Origin of the sequence: Xiashengella succiniciproducens, assembly GCF_023674465.1 — a bacterium.
GTDB classification, from domain to species: Bacteria; Bacteroidota; Bacteroidia; order Bacteroidales; family Marinilabiliaceae; genus Geofilum; species Geofilum succiniciproducens.
Map to the genome: position 1 here is coordinate 1853288 of NZ_CP098400.1, position 15602 is coordinate 1868889.

General features: G+C 39.0%; 16 protein-coding genes and 2 pseudogenes. 5 read left to right on the plus strand and 13 right to left on the minus strand.

The features are described 5' to 3' along the window. Nucleotides 1-10: 10 nt before the first annotated feature. The 4 genes from M9189_RS07840 to M9189_RS07855 form a co-directional block, all read right to left on the minus strand. Complete coding sequence (locus M9189_RS07840; protein WP_250722161.1) at nt 11-526, minus strand: KdsC family phosphatase; 516 nt, start codon at nt 524-526, stop codon at nt 11-13. Nucleotides 527-561: 35 nt separating this feature from the next. Continuing rightward, a complete protein-coding gene (locus tag M9189_RS07845; RefSeq protein ID WP_250722163.1) occupies nt 562-1332 on the minus strand; it encodes a Rossmann-like and DUF2520 domain-containing protein in 771 nt (256 codons plus the stop codon). A gap of 19 nt (nt 1333-1351) precedes the next feature. After that, nucleotides 1352-2590, minus strand: a complete 1239-nt coding sequence (locus M9189_RS07850; RefSeq protein WP_250722164.1) for a hypothetical protein — start codon at nt 2588-2590, stop codon at nt 1352-1354. Between the two features lie 112 nt (nt 2591-2702). Continuing rightward, nucleotides 2703-3983, minus strand: a complete 1281-nt coding sequence (locus M9189_RS07855) for a carboxypeptidase-like regulatory domain-containing protein (RefSeq protein ID WP_250722166.1) — start codon at nt 3981-3983, stop codon at nt 2703-2705. A gap of 391 nt (nt 3984-4374) precedes the next feature. Here M9189_RS07855 and M9189_RS12975 point away from each other — a divergent pair, with 391 nt between their 5' ends. The 3 genes from M9189_RS12975 to M9189_RS07865 all read left to right on the plus strand — a co-directional run bounded on the left by M9189_RS12975 (nt 4375) and on the right by M9189_RS07865 (nt 6363). After that, nucleotides 4375-4485: a DUF4339 domain-containing protein gene (locus M9189_RS12975; RefSeq protein ID WP_419184183.1), complete on the plus strand. Its 111-nt coding sequence runs from the start codon at nt 4375-4377 to the stop codon at nt 4483-4485. Further along, on the plus strand, nt 4475-4909 hold the full coding sequence (locus tag M9189_RS07860; RefSeq protein ID WP_419184195.1) for a DUF2752 domain-containing protein: 435 nt from the start codon (nt 4475-4477) through the stop codon (nt 4907-4909). Before M9189_RS12975 ends, M9189_RS07860 begins: the two co-directional genes overlap by 11 nt. Nucleotides 4910-5091: 182 nt before the next feature. Further along, entirely contained in the window at nt 5092-6363 is a 1272-nt protein-coding gene (locus M9189_RS07865; protein ID WP_250722168.1) for an ATP-binding protein, read from the plus strand. 50 nt (nt 6364-6413) lie between these two features. On the opposite strand, the pseudogene M9189_RS07870 reads toward M9189_RS07865, so the two are convergent. Then, a pseudogene (locus tag M9189_RS07870) lies at nt 6414-7208 on the minus strand (IS256 family transposase); the annotation flags it as partial. 247 nt (nt 7209-7455) lie between these two features. On the opposite strand from M9189_RS07870, the gene istA reads away from it, so the two are divergent. Both istA and istB (M9189_RS07880) read left to right on the plus strand, forming a co-directional pair. Beyond that, nucleotides 7456-8835 (plus strand): IS21 family transposase, encoded by a 1380-nt coding sequence (istA, locus tag M9189_RS07875; RefSeq protein WP_250722171.1) that lies wholly within the window; start codon nt 7456-7458, stop codon nt 8833-8835. A 17-nt stretch (nt 8836-8852) separates the two neighbouring features. Continuing rightward, nucleotides 8853-9572 (plus strand): IS21-like element helper ATPase IstB, encoded by a 720-nt coding sequence (gene istB, locus M9189_RS07880; RefSeq protein ID WP_250722173.1) that lies wholly within the window; start codon nt 8853-8855, stop codon nt 9570-9572. Between the two features lie 13 nt (nt 9573-9585). Here the strand turns inward: istB (M9189_RS07880) and M9189_RS07885 are convergent, their stop codons facing one another. From M9189_RS07885 to M9189_RS12980, 8 genes and pseudogenes are all read right to left on the minus strand, one after another. Continuing rightward, the gene (locus M9189_RS07885; RefSeq protein WP_250722174.1) at nt 9586-10068 is read right to left on the minus strand and encodes a transposase; all 483 of its coding nucleotides are present in this window, start codon (nt 10066-10068) and stop codon (nt 9586-9588) included. A 90-nt stretch (nt 10069-10158) separates the two neighbouring features. Beyond that, on the minus strand, nt 10159-11238 hold the full coding sequence (locus M9189_RS07890) for a nuclease-related domain-containing protein (protein WP_250722176.1): 1080 nt from the start codon (nt 11236-11238) through the stop codon (nt 10159-10161). 226 nt (nt 11239-11464) lie between these two features. Continuing rightward, nucleotides 11465-12262 carry a radical SAM family protein gene (locus tag M9189_RS07895; RefSeq protein ID WP_250722177.1) on the minus strand — a complete coding sequence of 266 codons (798 nt, stop codon included), beginning with the start codon at nt 12260-12262 and terminating at the stop codon, nt 11465-11467. 13 nt (nt 12263-12275) lie between these two features. Further along, nucleotides 12276-13226 carry a three-Cys-motif partner protein TcmP gene (gene tcmP / locus M9189_RS07900; protein ID WP_250722179.1) on the minus strand — a complete coding sequence of 317 codons (951 nt, stop codon included), beginning with the start codon at nt 13224-13226 and terminating at the stop codon, nt 12276-12278. A 133-nt stretch (nt 13227-13359) separates the two neighbouring features. Continuing rightward, nucleotides 13360-14109, minus strand: coding sequence for a TlpA family protein disulfide reductase (locus tag M9189_RS07905; protein ID WP_250722180.1), 750 nt, complete (start codon nt 14107-14109; stop codon nt 13360-13362). 99 nt (nt 14110-14208) lie between these two features. After that, nucleotides 14209-14946, minus strand: coding sequence for an IS21-like element helper ATPase IstB (istB, locus tag M9189_RS07910; RefSeq protein ID WP_250722182.1), 738 nt, complete (start codon nt 14944-14946; stop codon nt 14209-14211). Between the two features lie 10 nt (nt 14947-14956). Then, the gene (locus M9189_RS07915) at nt 14957-15310 is read right to left on the minus strand and encodes a hypothetical protein (RefSeq protein ID WP_250722184.1); all 354 of its coding nucleotides are present in this window, start codon (nt 15308-15310) and stop codon (nt 14957-14959) included. Between the two features lie 30 nt (nt 15311-15340). After that, nucleotides 15341-15532 (minus strand): annotated as a pseudogene (locus M9189_RS12980) (Mu transposase domain-containing protein); the annotation flags it as partial. Nucleotides 15533-15602 lie beyond the last annotated feature (70 nt).

Genomic DNA, 15602 nt, shown 5'->3' on the forward strand with positions numbered 1-15602 from the left:
TTTGTATGGATCACCATTCCATCACGCTGCCCCATCGTCCGTGGGCTCGTAGTACCTGTTCGATTACATCCCTGACGCAACCATGTCCCCCTTTTCGGTCACTAATATATTTACAAAGCGATTTGACCTCCACTACGGCATCAGCCGGACAAACCGGGACACCAACAAGTTTCATCACTCCACAGTCAGGCAGGTCATCACCCATATACATCACCTCTTCAGCTTTGATATCACGTCTGCTAATCCAGTCATTAAACTCGGGCACCTTACGTGCAGCAGAGAAGTAAATATCCTTAACACCGAGAAGCGAGTATCGCTTTCTGACCGAGTCACTATTCCCACCGGTAATAATAGCTACCGGGTATCCAAGTTTTATTGCCTTCTGAATAGCAAAGCTATCCTTCAGATTGACGGTTCGTATTGGTTCACCGCTGGTACTTATAGGCACAATTTCAGAACTCAGCACACCATCTACATCAAAAGCGAATGCTTTCACCCGCATCAGATCTTCCTTGAAATTGGTCATTTTACTCGTTTTTGCGAATTTAGCCAAAAAATCGGCTACTCCGAATACATTTTCATAATACTTTCCGACACCAGGGTATAGATCTCGCGGTGAAAACTCTTGTCATTCAAAGTTTCAATATGTCGGTTCATAACTACCCTATCCTTCCTCCGTGCAGGGCCGGTCTGAGCATCTCTGACACTCATAGTCAGAGCCTTCTGGGTAGTTTCCCTGATCAGCGGCTCCAGCAGCGTAAAACTAAGCCCCTCCTTTTCTAACAGTTCCCCTGCAAGGGCATACATATGGTTAACAAAGTTGCATGCAAACACAGCACTAATATGAAGAGCCTTGCGCATCCTGGCATTTGAAAGCTGCACCTTGTTACTGATATCCCTTGCCAGTTCCAGCAGGATCTTTTCAGCCTTTTCGGTAGCTGCTTCCAGTAGAAGCGGTACCTCGCTGACACGCAACTGCTTCTCTTTGGTAAAAGTCTGGAAGGGATAGAAAACCCCGTAGTTGTCGAATTTTTCAAGCAGATCCATATCCATACTTCCAGAGGTATGCGCTACAACACCTTTCAGTCCAGGCAATTGGGCAACCACCTTTTCTATAGCCGAATCACTCACTGCAATCAGGTAGATATCAGCACTACGATCTATTTCCTCAAGATTGTCGGTTGCCTCCACGCCAAGCAAAGAGGCCAGCAGTACGGCATTGTCTATTTGACGGCTGTACACCTGTATAATATTATAATCGGCATTTCTGATAGCGATACTGAGGTGGGTAGCTACATTGCCGGCACCTATGATTACAACATTCTTTTTCATAACACAATGTTAGTTGCCTTTAGGGGGCTGGGTTGGTCAAAATAACATCACTGTGGAAGACCCACCTGCCCTTTTCAAACTTCAGGGCATTATGGGTAAAGTCAGGGCCGTAGTGCCTTGGATCACCAGCAAACAAGGAGTTGACAGGTGCCAGATTATCCATCACTATCATGCCCTGATTGGTATCATAGCGCAGCATCATGCTGACCTTGGCACTATATTCGAAGATTAGCCTCTTGAGCATCTTGCCCTCCACCTCTATTATCGGTTCACCGAAACGCGGCGCACCGTTAGTGCCCAGAGTCAGAGTCTCTACAACCCTGATCTTGGAAAAGTAGTCATTGGGATTATATCCCAGCAAAGTATAATAAGTGTTCTTCTTGTGCTTATTGACAAGTATCTCGTAATACACAGCCCCGTACCATCTGGAAGCGTTTAGACTCATCACTTGCGGAGTCTTGATTGCCTTATAACGGTCGGACAGTCTGTGTACCTTTATTGCATTTTCCCGGTTTACAGCAATCCCGCCAAAGAAGGTATTTGTGCCATCCTCAAATTCCACGTTCCAGGTCACCACTTTGAGGACATTGTCGGGTGAGAGTAGCCCCGAGATATTGCTAAATCCCTCAAAGGGATCATTAAACAGCGGTTTGTATGCAAGCAGCCTGGATATTCTCTCCCACAACCTTTCGCTAAGCACGACTTTATCGCCATCAGTCTCCGCTGCAACGAGCCGACCAATAAGCAGCCTTGTTGCAATATCTGGGAGCACAGATAGGGTCGTAGTACCGCTCACTGCTGTTACTGAGGCAAAGCTCAGGCCATCGATATCAAACTCATCCAGCTTTAGTGCAAGAGGAGCTGCTCCACCCGTAAAGCCGGTAATATAAGAATAGAAAATGTAGTCTGCAGGATGCTCCCCAAGATCACGAACAAAAAAGACTAGTCTGTCGGGCACAGTTGCAAAATCCACGACACCGGCAGCAACAGCAAACCGCCCCCCGGCGGTTTGTGTAAAAGCCCAACCGGTGGGAAGCACAGTGGGTAGTTTTTCGGTATCACATCTACCCAATACCAGGTGTAAAGAATCGATTAAGCCCGGGAAGCGGAAGTCCTTTTCATAGTCATCCTGCAGTGAGATATTATTCCAGAGCTTTACCAGGGTGCTGTCATCGCGTTGAGCAGAGATACTTTCAGGGAAAACGATCCTAACCGAAAGGCAGGCAAGCAAAGTAAATAAATATAGGCAGCACCTCATCTGACAGTATGATTTAGAAATCGCTTATAAAAATACGTAGTAGGTATATAAAATCAAAGTCCCCCCGGGACTTTCGCTCCGGGGGGACTTGACCAAAGGTATGTAATCAGGATCACTTATCAAGATTCCGTTGAATCCTCTTTATTGCGTTTTCTATCGGTTGTTCAGGTTCGATAACATTGTAGTCGCCCCAGAAGTCAGGATCATTGAAACCTTCAACAGCATCTTCCATAATAATTGTAGGTTTCAGCCTTTCGCTAGCCTTGAAGGCTTGATCTTCAGCGATCTTCCAGTCGGTCACAGCCATTTCCATGGTTGTGTAGTAGTTGGTGTTGAGCAGCTTTTTCTTCCAGTTGACACGGAAGGCAACTGATGCTCGGGCATATCCGTAGTGCCATTTACCGTCAGTGATTCGATAGTCAACGATGTAAGAAGCCTCAGTTGGATACACTCTGGCACCACTTGGTTTACGTCTGATAAACAGAGCAGTTGCTTCTTCGCGGTTGCTAACATCCATATTGAACTCAGCCCTTGTCAGAGCCAGTGATTCCATGTCAACGTACAGTTTTCCAAAGAATAATGGCTTATCAACACTTTCCCTTTGCTTAAAGTCAATTATATAGAGCAGGCGGTCGTCAACCTTGGTGATATTACTCAGCTCGAAAGTATAGTCATAGATTGATTCGTTATCAAACAAGGCATAAGGTTCTTTCATGATATCGAGCATCACGGCAGACACGGGACCACCTTGCAGTTTGAAGACCAGAGTATCAAGCTTTTCATAGTCGGCACTCTTACGTCCGAGAATCAGTTTGACCCTATCGTCACGCATTGCGCTGTATGGGAACTTAAATATATCCAGTACAGCTTCAGTCAGAGACACATAGTTACGACCCTTCTTAATAGTCTCCCTGTAGAACGCAGTCTTAGTATTAGCAAAGTCGCTGTAGTTATGATCTCTCTGTCTCATCATATCCCGAACTATTCTTTCAGGATCAGAGGGGAAGACATTGACTTCGACCAGGGATACAGAAGTCATGTTAAGAGTAATCTTGTTGATCTCGTTAGTTTTGAGTTCTCTGAGCGGCACTGTCGCAGTCTGGTAACCGATGTGAGAGAACATAACATTCTTGTCGAGATGTTCGTTGGGGACCTTCAGAGTAAACTCACCATCGGAGTTACACACAGTAGCGATATTAGTACCGGCAACAATCACATTAGTAAATGCGAGAGCTTCCTTAGACTTAGAATCAGTAATAACACCTTCGAAGCGAGTAGTACCGTCACTCTTGTTTGCAGAAAAAGCAGATATGCTCAGAAAAGCTGCCAGCAGTATCATGCTTGCCAACCTAAAGCCATAGGAAAATTTTCCTACATAAGCATTTGTTTTCATGGTTCGATGTATTTAGGTAAAACTTTATGTTCTTTTACCTAATGACGTCCTCCCCCACAAAAACCCTTATTCAGTTTCCAACAATTCTATCAAGACAGAACATATATACCTCGTTATCTTACCATTAAGCTATGTGATCAGTCGCAAACTATTCCTTGTCCCAGAGCCCTGCGTTTTTGCGACGGGCTTTACGTTGCAGCTTAAGGAATTTGTCAGATTATTTTACATTAGGTGGGACAGTCATAACCTGAGCATAGCCCCTTTCGATTAGGTGGGCATTCTCATAGGCACAATAATATCTGAAACACTTAAATAACAGACCGTATTTTGCAAATATTAAATATTTTTTACAACATTGTATTAGAAATAACTTTATCCGAATTCTAAAATTATGAAGAAGTATTTTTACTCAGATGGAACGAATCATTATGGTCCATTTACGAAAGAAGAACTAAGAGAAAAGGGAATTACCCGCGATACTCTGGTGTGGTATAAAGAGTGACCTTAAGTTCCAACAACCTCCTAAGACATGGTTAGGTGAATCAATACTGGTAACAATTTTTTGCTGCTTACCCTTTGGGATAGCTGGGATAGTAAATGCCTCAAAAGTTGAGTCAAGATTTTATGCAGGTGAGATTCATTTCTTCCCTAAGTGTCCTTTCTGGGCTATTACCGGATTAAAGTGTCCAGGCTGTGGTTCACAAAGAGCCGTTCATCATCTATTGAATCTGGAAGTACTAAGTGCAGCCAAAGAGAACATTCTACTGGTTCTCTCAATCCCATATATACTGGCAGGACTTATAATTGAAAGGCTCAAGAATCCAAGTGAGAAACTCCTGGTTTGGAGAAAACGGCTTTATGGCAGAACCGCCATCTATATAATACTTGCAATAATCATAGCATTCTGGATCATGAGAAATATATAATAGCATAATCCGGAGCATATTGACCCCCTCTTTATAAAGAATATCGTTTCCTAGGTCTATCAAAGTTCTCCGAATGATCAGGAGAAACTCTACAAAAGCATTACGAGAAAAACTAAATAAATAATCCTGCAAAATATTCACTTATAAACGAAAGTTTGTATATTTGTGCAAAATATTCGGCTATGGGCGACAAAATCTCTTTATTAAAAAGATATAACCTTTGGGGTTCAAACACCCTTGATTTCGGATACAAACGGAATGAGTACACAGATAAGATAACCGATTATATAGGTAATCGGCTCATCAAAGTGCTTGTCGGTCAAAGGCGTTCCGGCAAAAGCTATATATTAAGACAGGTTGCCAAGCAACTCGTTGATAGTGGCGTTAAACCGGAAAACACGTTGTTTATCAATAGAGAATTTACCGACCTTGATTTTCTGAAAACCTATAAAGATCTTGATGAGTTAATAAAACTCTATAAAAAAGAGCTTAAACCATCGGGCAAAGTTTACATATTCATTGACGAGATACAGATAATAGAGGGATGGGAAAAGGTTGTTAACTCCTATTCTCAGGACTTTTCAGAGAGTTATGAATTATTTATCAGTGGTTCCAATTCAAAAATGCTTTCAGGAGAATTGGCTACGTTATTATCCGGTAGATATGTCTCTTTTGAGGTGTTCCCGTTTAGCTATACCGAATATGTAGGAATTACAGAAGAGGAAAAAGGACGCCAAAGCTATATAGCATATATGAACAGCGGTGGACTTCCGGAGTTGTTCATGCTGCAAAAACCTGAACTAAAACGTAATTATGTGTCTGCTATTAAAGATACGGTGTTGCTGCGCGATATTATTCAACGTCACAATGTTCGTGATGCGAAACTACTTGAAGATATCTTTGTTTTTTTAGTAAACAACGCTTCGAATCTGATTTCTATTACTAATATCGTCAAGTATTTTAAAGGGCAAGGGCGCAGAACAAGCTTCGATGCCGTTTCTACTTACATAGGATATATAGAAGATACGTTTCTTGTTCACCGCTGCGACAGATATGACATCAAAGGAAAAGATACACTGTCCGGAAATGCTAAGTATTACATCAATGATTTAGCTTATAAGAATTATCTTTATTCCGGTTATGGCTATGGATTTGGCTATCTTGTTGAAAATTTAGTTTATTTGGAATTACGCCGATCAGGATTTGATGTATATGTTGGAGCCTTACGAAATAAAGAAGTTGATTTTGTTGCCAAAAAAGCCGACCGCGTACTCTACTTACAAAGCACTTATATGCTTACCGATGAAACCACTGTCGAGAGAGAATATTCCGCATTAGAAGCTATTGATGATAATTATGAGAAAATAGTTGTCTCGTTGGATGATCTAACAATGCCAGTACGAGGAGGAATTAAGCATATTCAGGCGTGGGAGTTAGCAGAATACGTCAAATAATAGGACACTATCCCCTAAAGTGTGTAAGTTGAAAAGTTGGGGCTTGGATTTTATAATCTGAGCCTTTTTTCAAAAATAAGCATAAATTGGTTTAAAACAATTCCCCAGTTTTGGATGGGCATCGTCCATTTTTTGGTGGCTTCTCTGAGGGCAAGATAAACCGATTTTAACACTGCGTCATCCGTTGGGAAAGACATCTTGTTTTTGGTGTATTTCCTTATTTTACCGTTCAGATTCTCAATTAAATTGGTGGTATAGATGATCTTTCGGATTTCCAGCGGGAACTCCAGGAATACGGTCAGTTCGTCCCAATTTTCCCTCCAGGATTTGATGGCGTAGGAATATTTAGATTCCCATTTTTCAGCAAAATCCTTCAGGGCAGCTTCTGCAGCCTGTTTGTTAGGCGCAGTGTAGATGTGCTTCATATCTGCTGTGAAGGCTTTCCTGTCTTTCCAAACAACATATTTACAGGCATTTCTGATCTGGTGAACCACGCAAATCTGGGTCTGCGACTCAGGGAAAACAGAACGTATGGTTTGGGTAAATCCGTTAAGGTTATCGGTAGCCGTAATGAGAATATCCTCCACTCCGCGGGCTTTAAGATCAGTTAATACGCTCATCCAGAAGCTGGAACTTTCATTCTTTCCCAGCCACATGCCCAAAACTTCCTTTCTGCCCTCACGGTTCAGGCCCACGGCCAAATAAATGGTTTTATTGATGACTTTAGAGTTTTCACGGACTTTAAAAACAATTCCGTCCATCCACACAATCAGATAGAGGTCGTCCAAAGGACGGTTCTGCCAGCTCACCATTTCGCTTGCTACGGCACTGGTGATGCGGGATATGGTGTGGATAATCCGGAGCATGTTGACCCCCTAGTTCCGGAGAAAAACCGAGTAAAGTAAATACAGTGTTTTTCTGTCATTCCGGCAGATGCTGACCCCCAATATTGAAGATTGCAAAATCACGTTGGGCAATCATCGTCTTCGGCGACCACCAAATTCCGGAGCATGTTGACCCCCTTTATGGTAATCATATCAAATTCACTGGTTTTGGTTTCCTTAGTGGAACTATCCACTAAAAAGTCTTGTGATGGCAGGAAAAACCAGACCAATGAGTCAGATAAAACAGTTACTTCGGCTACACCAACAAGGTAAAGCAAAGAAAGAGATTGCTCGCATTCTGGGCATTAGCAAGAATACTGTGAAGTCTTATCTTCATAAGTATGAATCATCAGGATATAATATCGATGATTTGCTAGAGTTGGACGATCCTGTTCTTGAGAGCAAATTTCATCTGGGTAATCCTTCATATAAGGAACATCGCTACGAGTTTCTAAAAAAGCAGATGGATTATTATGTCCAAGAGCTTAAGCGCAATGGGGTAACCAGGCTAATCCTTTGGGAAGAATACAAAGAATCCAACCCTAACGGTTACAGCTTCTCACAGTTTTGTTATCATCTGCATCAGCATCAAAAGGCATCCAAACCTACTGCCGTATTACATCATGAACCTTCAGACAAGCTCTTCATTGATTTTGCTGGTAAGCAGCTATCATATGTCGATATACAAACCGGAGAGATTATTAAGTGTCAGGTTTTTGTAGCATGCCTTCCATACTCCGATTATGCCTTTGCAATGGCTGTAAAAACGCAAGGAGTTGAGGATTTTATTTATGCCATATCTTGCTGCCTGTCCTATCTTGGAGGAGTTCCAAGAGCCATTGTCCCTGACAACTTAAAGTCAGCTGTAATAAAGTCAGATCGCTATGAACCGGAACTCAATGTGGCACTTGATGACTTGGCTAATCACTATGGAACAACCATTGTTCCGGCAAGGGTAAGAAGTCGCGAAGAGAAGTTTCTGGCCGATGAAAAGCATCTCTTACAGCCCCTCCCTAAGACAGTCTATGAAATGAAGTTTTACAAAGAATACACTGTGGCTCCCAATAATCACATATGCTTGTTTAAGGATCGTCATTATTATAGTGTTCCTTACATTCATGTTGGACGTAAGGCAATGGTGATCTATACAAGATCTACAGTATCCATTTACGTAAATAATGAACTGGTAGCCGTTCATGCAAGGTCATACACTGCCGGGCAATATACCAGTGTCAAGGAACACCTTTGCTCAAATCATCAACACTGGCTCAGCAGAAGTCCTGATTATTACATGGAAAAAGCCAAGAGGACATCTGATGAACTATATAATCTCTTTGTCCAACTTTTTCAGCAAGGAAAATATCCAGAACAATTATACCGCACTTGTGATGGTCTTCTTCGCCTTCAAAGGGACACTGAACCTGAAGACTTCGCTCAGGCCTGTAAAATAGCCATAGAGCTCAATAGATATAGCTATACACTCGTGCGTAACCTTATAAAAAACAAAGTGATCTGGGACACCGATGTCCCCGAAGATAATCCTTTGCCTAAACATCAAAACGTAAGAGGCAGAGAGTGCTACAAATAATTAAAAACCAATTAGCAATGAAAGAGATTGAAACACAAATGGCAGAATTAAGTCTGCATGGTATGAGTCGGGCCTGGATGGCTCTGCTTGAAACACGAAAACATCATGAACTAAGCCTATCTGAAGGACTAAAACTTTTATTACAGAATGAGTATCAAAGTCGTAAGAACAATCGGTTCGAACGACTTAAAAAGAATGCGGGCTTCCGCTATCAAGCAACAATAGAAGAAATTTACATTGATGCTGCCCGAGGGGTAGATAAAGAAATGTTAGCAACGCTTGCCACTGGAGCCTACATGGAAAATGGCGAGTCTGTTTTAATCACAGGGGCTTCGGGTTGTGGGAAAAGCTTCCTTGCGTCGGCCTTAGGACAACAAGCTTGTATGCAGGGTAAAAAGGTAGCTTACTACAACTTACAGAAGCTGCTGATGAGAACAAAAATGGCCAGACTTGAAGGCTCTATCCATAAGATGTTTACAAAGTTATCCAAAACAGATTTACTTATTATAGATGACTTTGGACTAACCAGATTAGACCAACAGCAACGTATGGATATCATGGAAATTATAGAAGACAGACATGCTCGAAACTCCCTGATTATTACCAGTCAACTTCCAGTAGTTAACTGGTATGATATCATTGGAGATGATACAATAGCAGATGCTATCCTGGACCGATTAGTTCATACTGCATATCGTATCGAGCTCAATGGAGAAAGTTTAAGAAAAAAACGGTAATATTGTCAGTCTATCACGTTCTTTGAACCTCTACCAGTGAGGGGTCAGTATCACCGGAATGAGGGGTCAATATCACCGGAATATCCATGGTGGAAGCAGACACCTCAAAATCATACATTTCCCGAATCTGTTCTTCGATATCGCTTACACTCATCCCTTTTGCATAAAAGGAGATGATCACATTCTCCAGACCTTCGATTATATTATGTCTTTTAGGAACTAAAGCAGGTTCAAAATCACCGTTTCGGTCTCTGGGAACCTTGATTTCAGATTCTCCAAAAGAGGATTTTATCTTTTTGGTTCCGTGCCCATTACGATAATCTCCTTCTTTAGTTTTATCATGCTTTTCGTTGTCTAGATGGGCATCCAGTTCGGCGTTCAGCATGTGCTCTACGGCACTTTTGTGCATCTGTTTGAAGAAGGAAGTTAGATCTTCTCCACTTTTAAAAGATTTGTAAAATTCTTTGTTGTTTAATAATTCTTCTTTGTCGATCATAACTGTATAAAGATTTAAAAATAGTAAAAAGTTATTTCCGAAAATTTCCTGAGCTTTGAGGGCTCAAAATTTTCAGAATAACTTTTCAACTTACACAGTTAGTGGGAGACTACCATTTTTAATGAGATAATTTGCTATTCTATTAACTTCTGTTTCTGTAAAAACTGGTTCAAAGTAGGTAAGATAATTATTGAGTTCTTTTAACGATTTTACTTTTACATATTTGAAGTCTTCTTTTGGTTTTTCATTTATCATGACTATGATATTTCTTATGGGGATCTGCTTGTCCCCCCAATGATGTTCGGTCAATTTAATCTTTGCATCATTTACTAGCAGAAACAAAGCATAACTTGTCCGGGTAATCTGTTCTACAGGCGATCTTAAATCCAAAGACTCAATAGATTTTTTACTCCAATTCTTTGTCTCTAAGATATAAATACCTGATTTTGAAATTAAAAGATGGTCAATCTGAATTGAAAAAATCCTATCATTTGTATGTCGGTTGTAAATTGGCGGACTAAATTTCATACTAAAGTCATTGAGTAAAATATAATCATTTGGCAGTTTTTCTATTTCTTTCACTACCAAGTTCTCACCAATAGCTCCTGCAACCAAGGGATATAAATCTTCAATGGTTTTCTTTACATTGTATAAATTTTGAATACCTGGTAGGCTTCGCTCATTAATGATTTGTTCATTGTTGTCATTGATAAACTTTAGTCTATTGTCATCATTCTCAATGATTCTCTGTATGTTTTTAGTTGCATTGGAAATAATTACTGGCATATTGGAATTATAATAAGCCAGTAATTTCTTTTGTTTCTTCAATTTATAACCATAAATAATCTTATGAAAGAAACCTATTTTGACTCTTTCAGTCAGATTCTGAATGTTGATCCTGATAGTGTCTATTTCAACCTCTATTTCAGTTATTTTCTTACTTTTAATTACCTCACATTTGTTTATATTTTCTTTAATAGTGAGGATTAAATCCTTGGCTTCATTTAATAAGCGTTCTCTTTCAGCAATAATTATTGCCTCCTTTTCGTGTTGAAAATTGACCAAGAATGCATCTATCTCTTTAATTGAGTTAAACCTGCCGATACCATGAGAATTTAATTCATGTTTTAATTTTTTCAAAGACTCAATTTGGCCATGAATTTGTGCCATAAGTAGGGAAGAGATGTATTAATGGTTAAGAAATATTGACTGGGGTAAGTCAGCTTGGGTTATCAAAGGTGCGATTCATATTCACCCTTGTTTCTAACGGTTGGGGGTGTGAAAAGTGCTGGGATTCGGGCAGCGTCCGAATCCCCCGATACGAAGTATCGAAAAAGCCGATTTGCTTCCTAATCGGCGGAAAACCAGCATTTTTTACACCCCTTGTTGGGCACTGTTATTTGTCTTGTCCTTTAATCGTCGATATTTCTATTTTAACAACTTTCTTAATGCTCTCTTTCCATTTAACTTTATCATTAGTAGATAAATGGTCGTAAAGTTTTTTGATATTTTCGTCAGATTGTATTTCAATAAGTTTTTTTGCTTTTTCTATTGTCTCTAAATCATTTATTCCATTCATATTTAGTCGTCTAAGCAGAAAGTTCATTTTCCCTAACCAAATTGAATTGGTTACAAAAGGAGTTAATTCTTCAACTAATTCAATAATATTGTCGTCTAACATTGGTTCGCAAGATACACTTGTTGAAAACCCCTTTTTGTAAGCGTATATTAAACACTGTTTTCTTTCTTCATAATCAGGTGCATTTGGTTCCCAAAACTTTAAAGTTTCTGAATTATTAGAGCCGATAGTGAACCTAAATAATATTTTGTTTTTATATGCTTTGAATTCCTTGCAAATAGTTTTAATTACAACTAAATGAGGTTTGGTTACAATAAGTATTTCATTGTCCTGATTTAAAAGCTTTTTTAAAAATTTTATTGAATTAGTTAGATTCTCGGGTGTAATGTCGTGACTAGATGGAAACATTATAACACCATTAACTTTTTTGGCATTTTTTTCAAGTTGTTTGAAATTTACTTCTTCGTTTTGCCAATTCAATGATGTTTTGCGTTTGAATCTAATTGCCATCTCCCTACTGTAACAGTATTTGCAATTATGGCTACAACCGCTAATAAAATTTGCATTTTCAACAGCCCACTCATATGTGCCAAAAACTTGTTTTTCATTTTTCATTCTGCGAAAATACTCAAAAAAGTGAACGTTGTCCGTCAAATCCAATTGCATTTGCCTTACTCCAAAACTTAATTCCAGTTTCGTGGGATGATGCAAAAACTAAATCATAATAGTTTTCAATTGGCTTAAAATCAAAATGGCTATATCCAATTTTTTTTAAACTATTCATATACTCATCTCTGAACAATTTTCTTAAATCTTGTTGACTTCCTTTGTTTGCAGTTTCTATTACTTTAGGATTATTAAAGAAATCATTAGACCCTAAAAATGTTGTGTATTTTTTTACTACATTCTGATGTGTTTCAGAGTGTAAAACCGCATTTCTGATATTTCTGTTAACGTCGGTTCTAATTGCAAAATTTACAATAAAGTCAACGTTTTTTATTCTTTCCTTGATTTTCTTAAGAAGAGTGAAAGGAACACTACAATCTGTCGGGTCAATAAAAACAAGGTTCAATCCAACCCCTTTTGTTTCTTCAATAATTTTATCACAAATGTCGTTAGGTTTATTATAATCACCAATATATGCTTTTGCGTTTATTGCATTTCTAGCAGATATTCTCTTGTTTAAAGTATCTACGACTTTTTCGTTATAGTCAAAGAATAATATTTTCTTTAAATATTCGCTTGCTTGGTGTTCAATTATACAAATTGATGTTCCATTGAATTCTTCTCCATTTTCTCTATTTACACATCTACCAGGGCCAGAACAAATTTCAATATAATTAATGTTTCCTTGCCATTTTGATTTCATCCCAATTGTAAAAATTCCAAAATATTGAATTAAATGAAAAATCTTTTGCATAGCCCATCCACCAACACATCTTACAGGCAAGTTGTCAGATATTGATAAAGTTTCTCTACACAAATCATCTTGTGTAGTTTCTTTACGTTTTTCTTTATTACACTTTTTTAAGCATAATGAATTCCATTGAGTATTAAAATCAATTCTAGAATTTTTCATTATGGATTATTTTTTCGTCTTATAATAGTGCCCAACGGTGGCGGTATGGCCAGTAAGGGATTGCGGGAGATTTCCTGTCAAGTTACACGAAAAGTTAAAGCGGACTACAAACCTTCGCAAACCACTAAAACCCTTATTGGCTATTACCGCGTGTTGGTAGCAGTAATTTTTCAATAATAGATTCAAAATACTTTAAATTGTCATCATTCAAATTACCTCCTAAACCTCCTTCTATGTATTCAATAAAACCATTCCTGCTAATAAAAATGTTCTCAGGATAAGGCTTTGAACCTATGTAATTAATAAATTCTTCTGAATTTGGTATGTGAATAAAATTGAAGTCATTTCTATTTAAAAATTTCCTGACTTTTTTAGCATCATCAAAAGTCATTGCAACAAAATCTACTCTGTCAGAATATTTTTCTTTCAACTTGTTTAATGCTGGTATTTCAGCAACACAACCGCCGCAGTTTATAAACCATAAATTTATCAACATTGGCTTCAATTGTTGTCCTCCAATTTGAATACTGTCTCCATCAATAGTATTGAATTTTTGAGGTTTAATTTTCATTCCAATTTTATCAAAATTATTTGCTCTTACTAAATATTCATTTCCAATTCTTATGTCATAATTAAATGGTTGAATGATTGAGTCTTTTGTAGTTTCTAAAAATCCAAAATGGATTGTTAAATGTTCTTTGCCTTTTAATGAATCAGGAATATTCTGATGTAAGGTTCCTATAAATATTTCAAATTCAGTTTTGTTTAGAATTTCATTTGTAAATAAATTCCGATAGAAATTAGGTTCTGGTCTTTTGTTCTTTTGACTGCAACTCAATAGGATGGTTAGAGTCAAGATTGAAATTATCGTATAGATTTTCATGAGTTTTGGGTTTGATTGAGTATTTCGGTGTTATTTGTGCCAGGCATTTCGGTCAAAATGTGCCAGTCTGAGAGATGGTGCAATAGTACAAAAAAAATGCTATTCGCTTGCTAAAATCCCCTTTCTTAATGAGGGTCCATTTAGGTCGATTCGATGAGAGGCGTTTACCAGTCGGTCGAGTATTGCATCTGCAATCGTTCCTTCTCCAATAATGTCGTACCAAACCGAGACTGGTATCTGTGAAGCCACAATAGTTGTTTTCTTACTGTGTCTGTCTTCTATTATATCCATAAGCGACTCACGGTCCTGCTTGTCAAAAGCTTGTAGCCCAAAATCATCTAGTATAAGGACATCCGTTTTGGCTAATTTATTAATGTCATTCATATATGTTCCATCCATCCTTGATAATTTAAGGCGCTTAAATAATCTGGACGTAATTGAGTAAAGAACCTTGTATTCCATCATGCAGGCTTGATGGCCAATAGCCTGAGCAAGGAAGCTCTTTCCAACCCCTGTTAACCCGGTTATTATAACGTTCTCGTTTCTCTTGATAAAATCAAGTGTGGCCAGCCGTTGGAACATGTTTTTATCAAGCGTTCTGGTGGCACTGTAATCGATGTCTGCGAGTGTGGCTTTTTGTCTGAACCCGGCATGTTTAATAAGTCTGTTGATTTTCTTATTCTGACGCTCTTCCCATTCATGATCGGTAAGTAAGGCCAGGTATTCATCCGCAGTCAAAGTGCCTAACTGATTATTCTTGACGTGCTGTAAATGCAGGTCTGCCATAGCATTGATTCGCATATGGCGAAGTTTTTCTACTGTTTGATTGTTGTTCATGTTTATTGGTTTATTTATAGTTAGTTGCCCCTCTTAAGTTGCTATGAGTGGGTATATGGGATGCTCTTTGATTATCCGGCTCCTCAACAAAAACGTCCCGTTTATTCTTAAGGATGTTTTTAAGTCGTCCATAGGAGTGTATGCCGACATCAAGAGCCAATTTACAAGCGTTGTTGAGTCTTTCGGTACCATAGATCCGATGCAATTGGATTACGCCCATGGCTCTCTTGTAAATAACTTCGGGATAAGATTGATTATCAAACAAACTGGATACAAAATCATGGACGTTAACTCCATGCTTTAGTGCCTTGTTCTTAAAAAATTCAGGGCTCCACTCAAGATAGGCTTTGTGTGTGCTACTCAAGTGGCTTTTATCGGTGTTGTACTCGCCTGGAGAAGGGTTTCTTTGGTGGGAAGCAATACGCTGTTGATTGTAAAAGACCTCAACACTCGAGCCGGTATAGTGGATTTGAGTGCTTTTACCGATATAACGATAGGGAACGCTGTAGTAATTGTTGTCCGGAGAGAAATAAACATATCCAGTTTTTTGGACCTTAGCCCGGCGATATCCTTTTATTTCATATCGCGTTGGAGGAAGCGGCTTAAGGTGCTGCCGCTCTAATGTTTGGAAGAGCTCACGTCTACTGCAGGAGCGT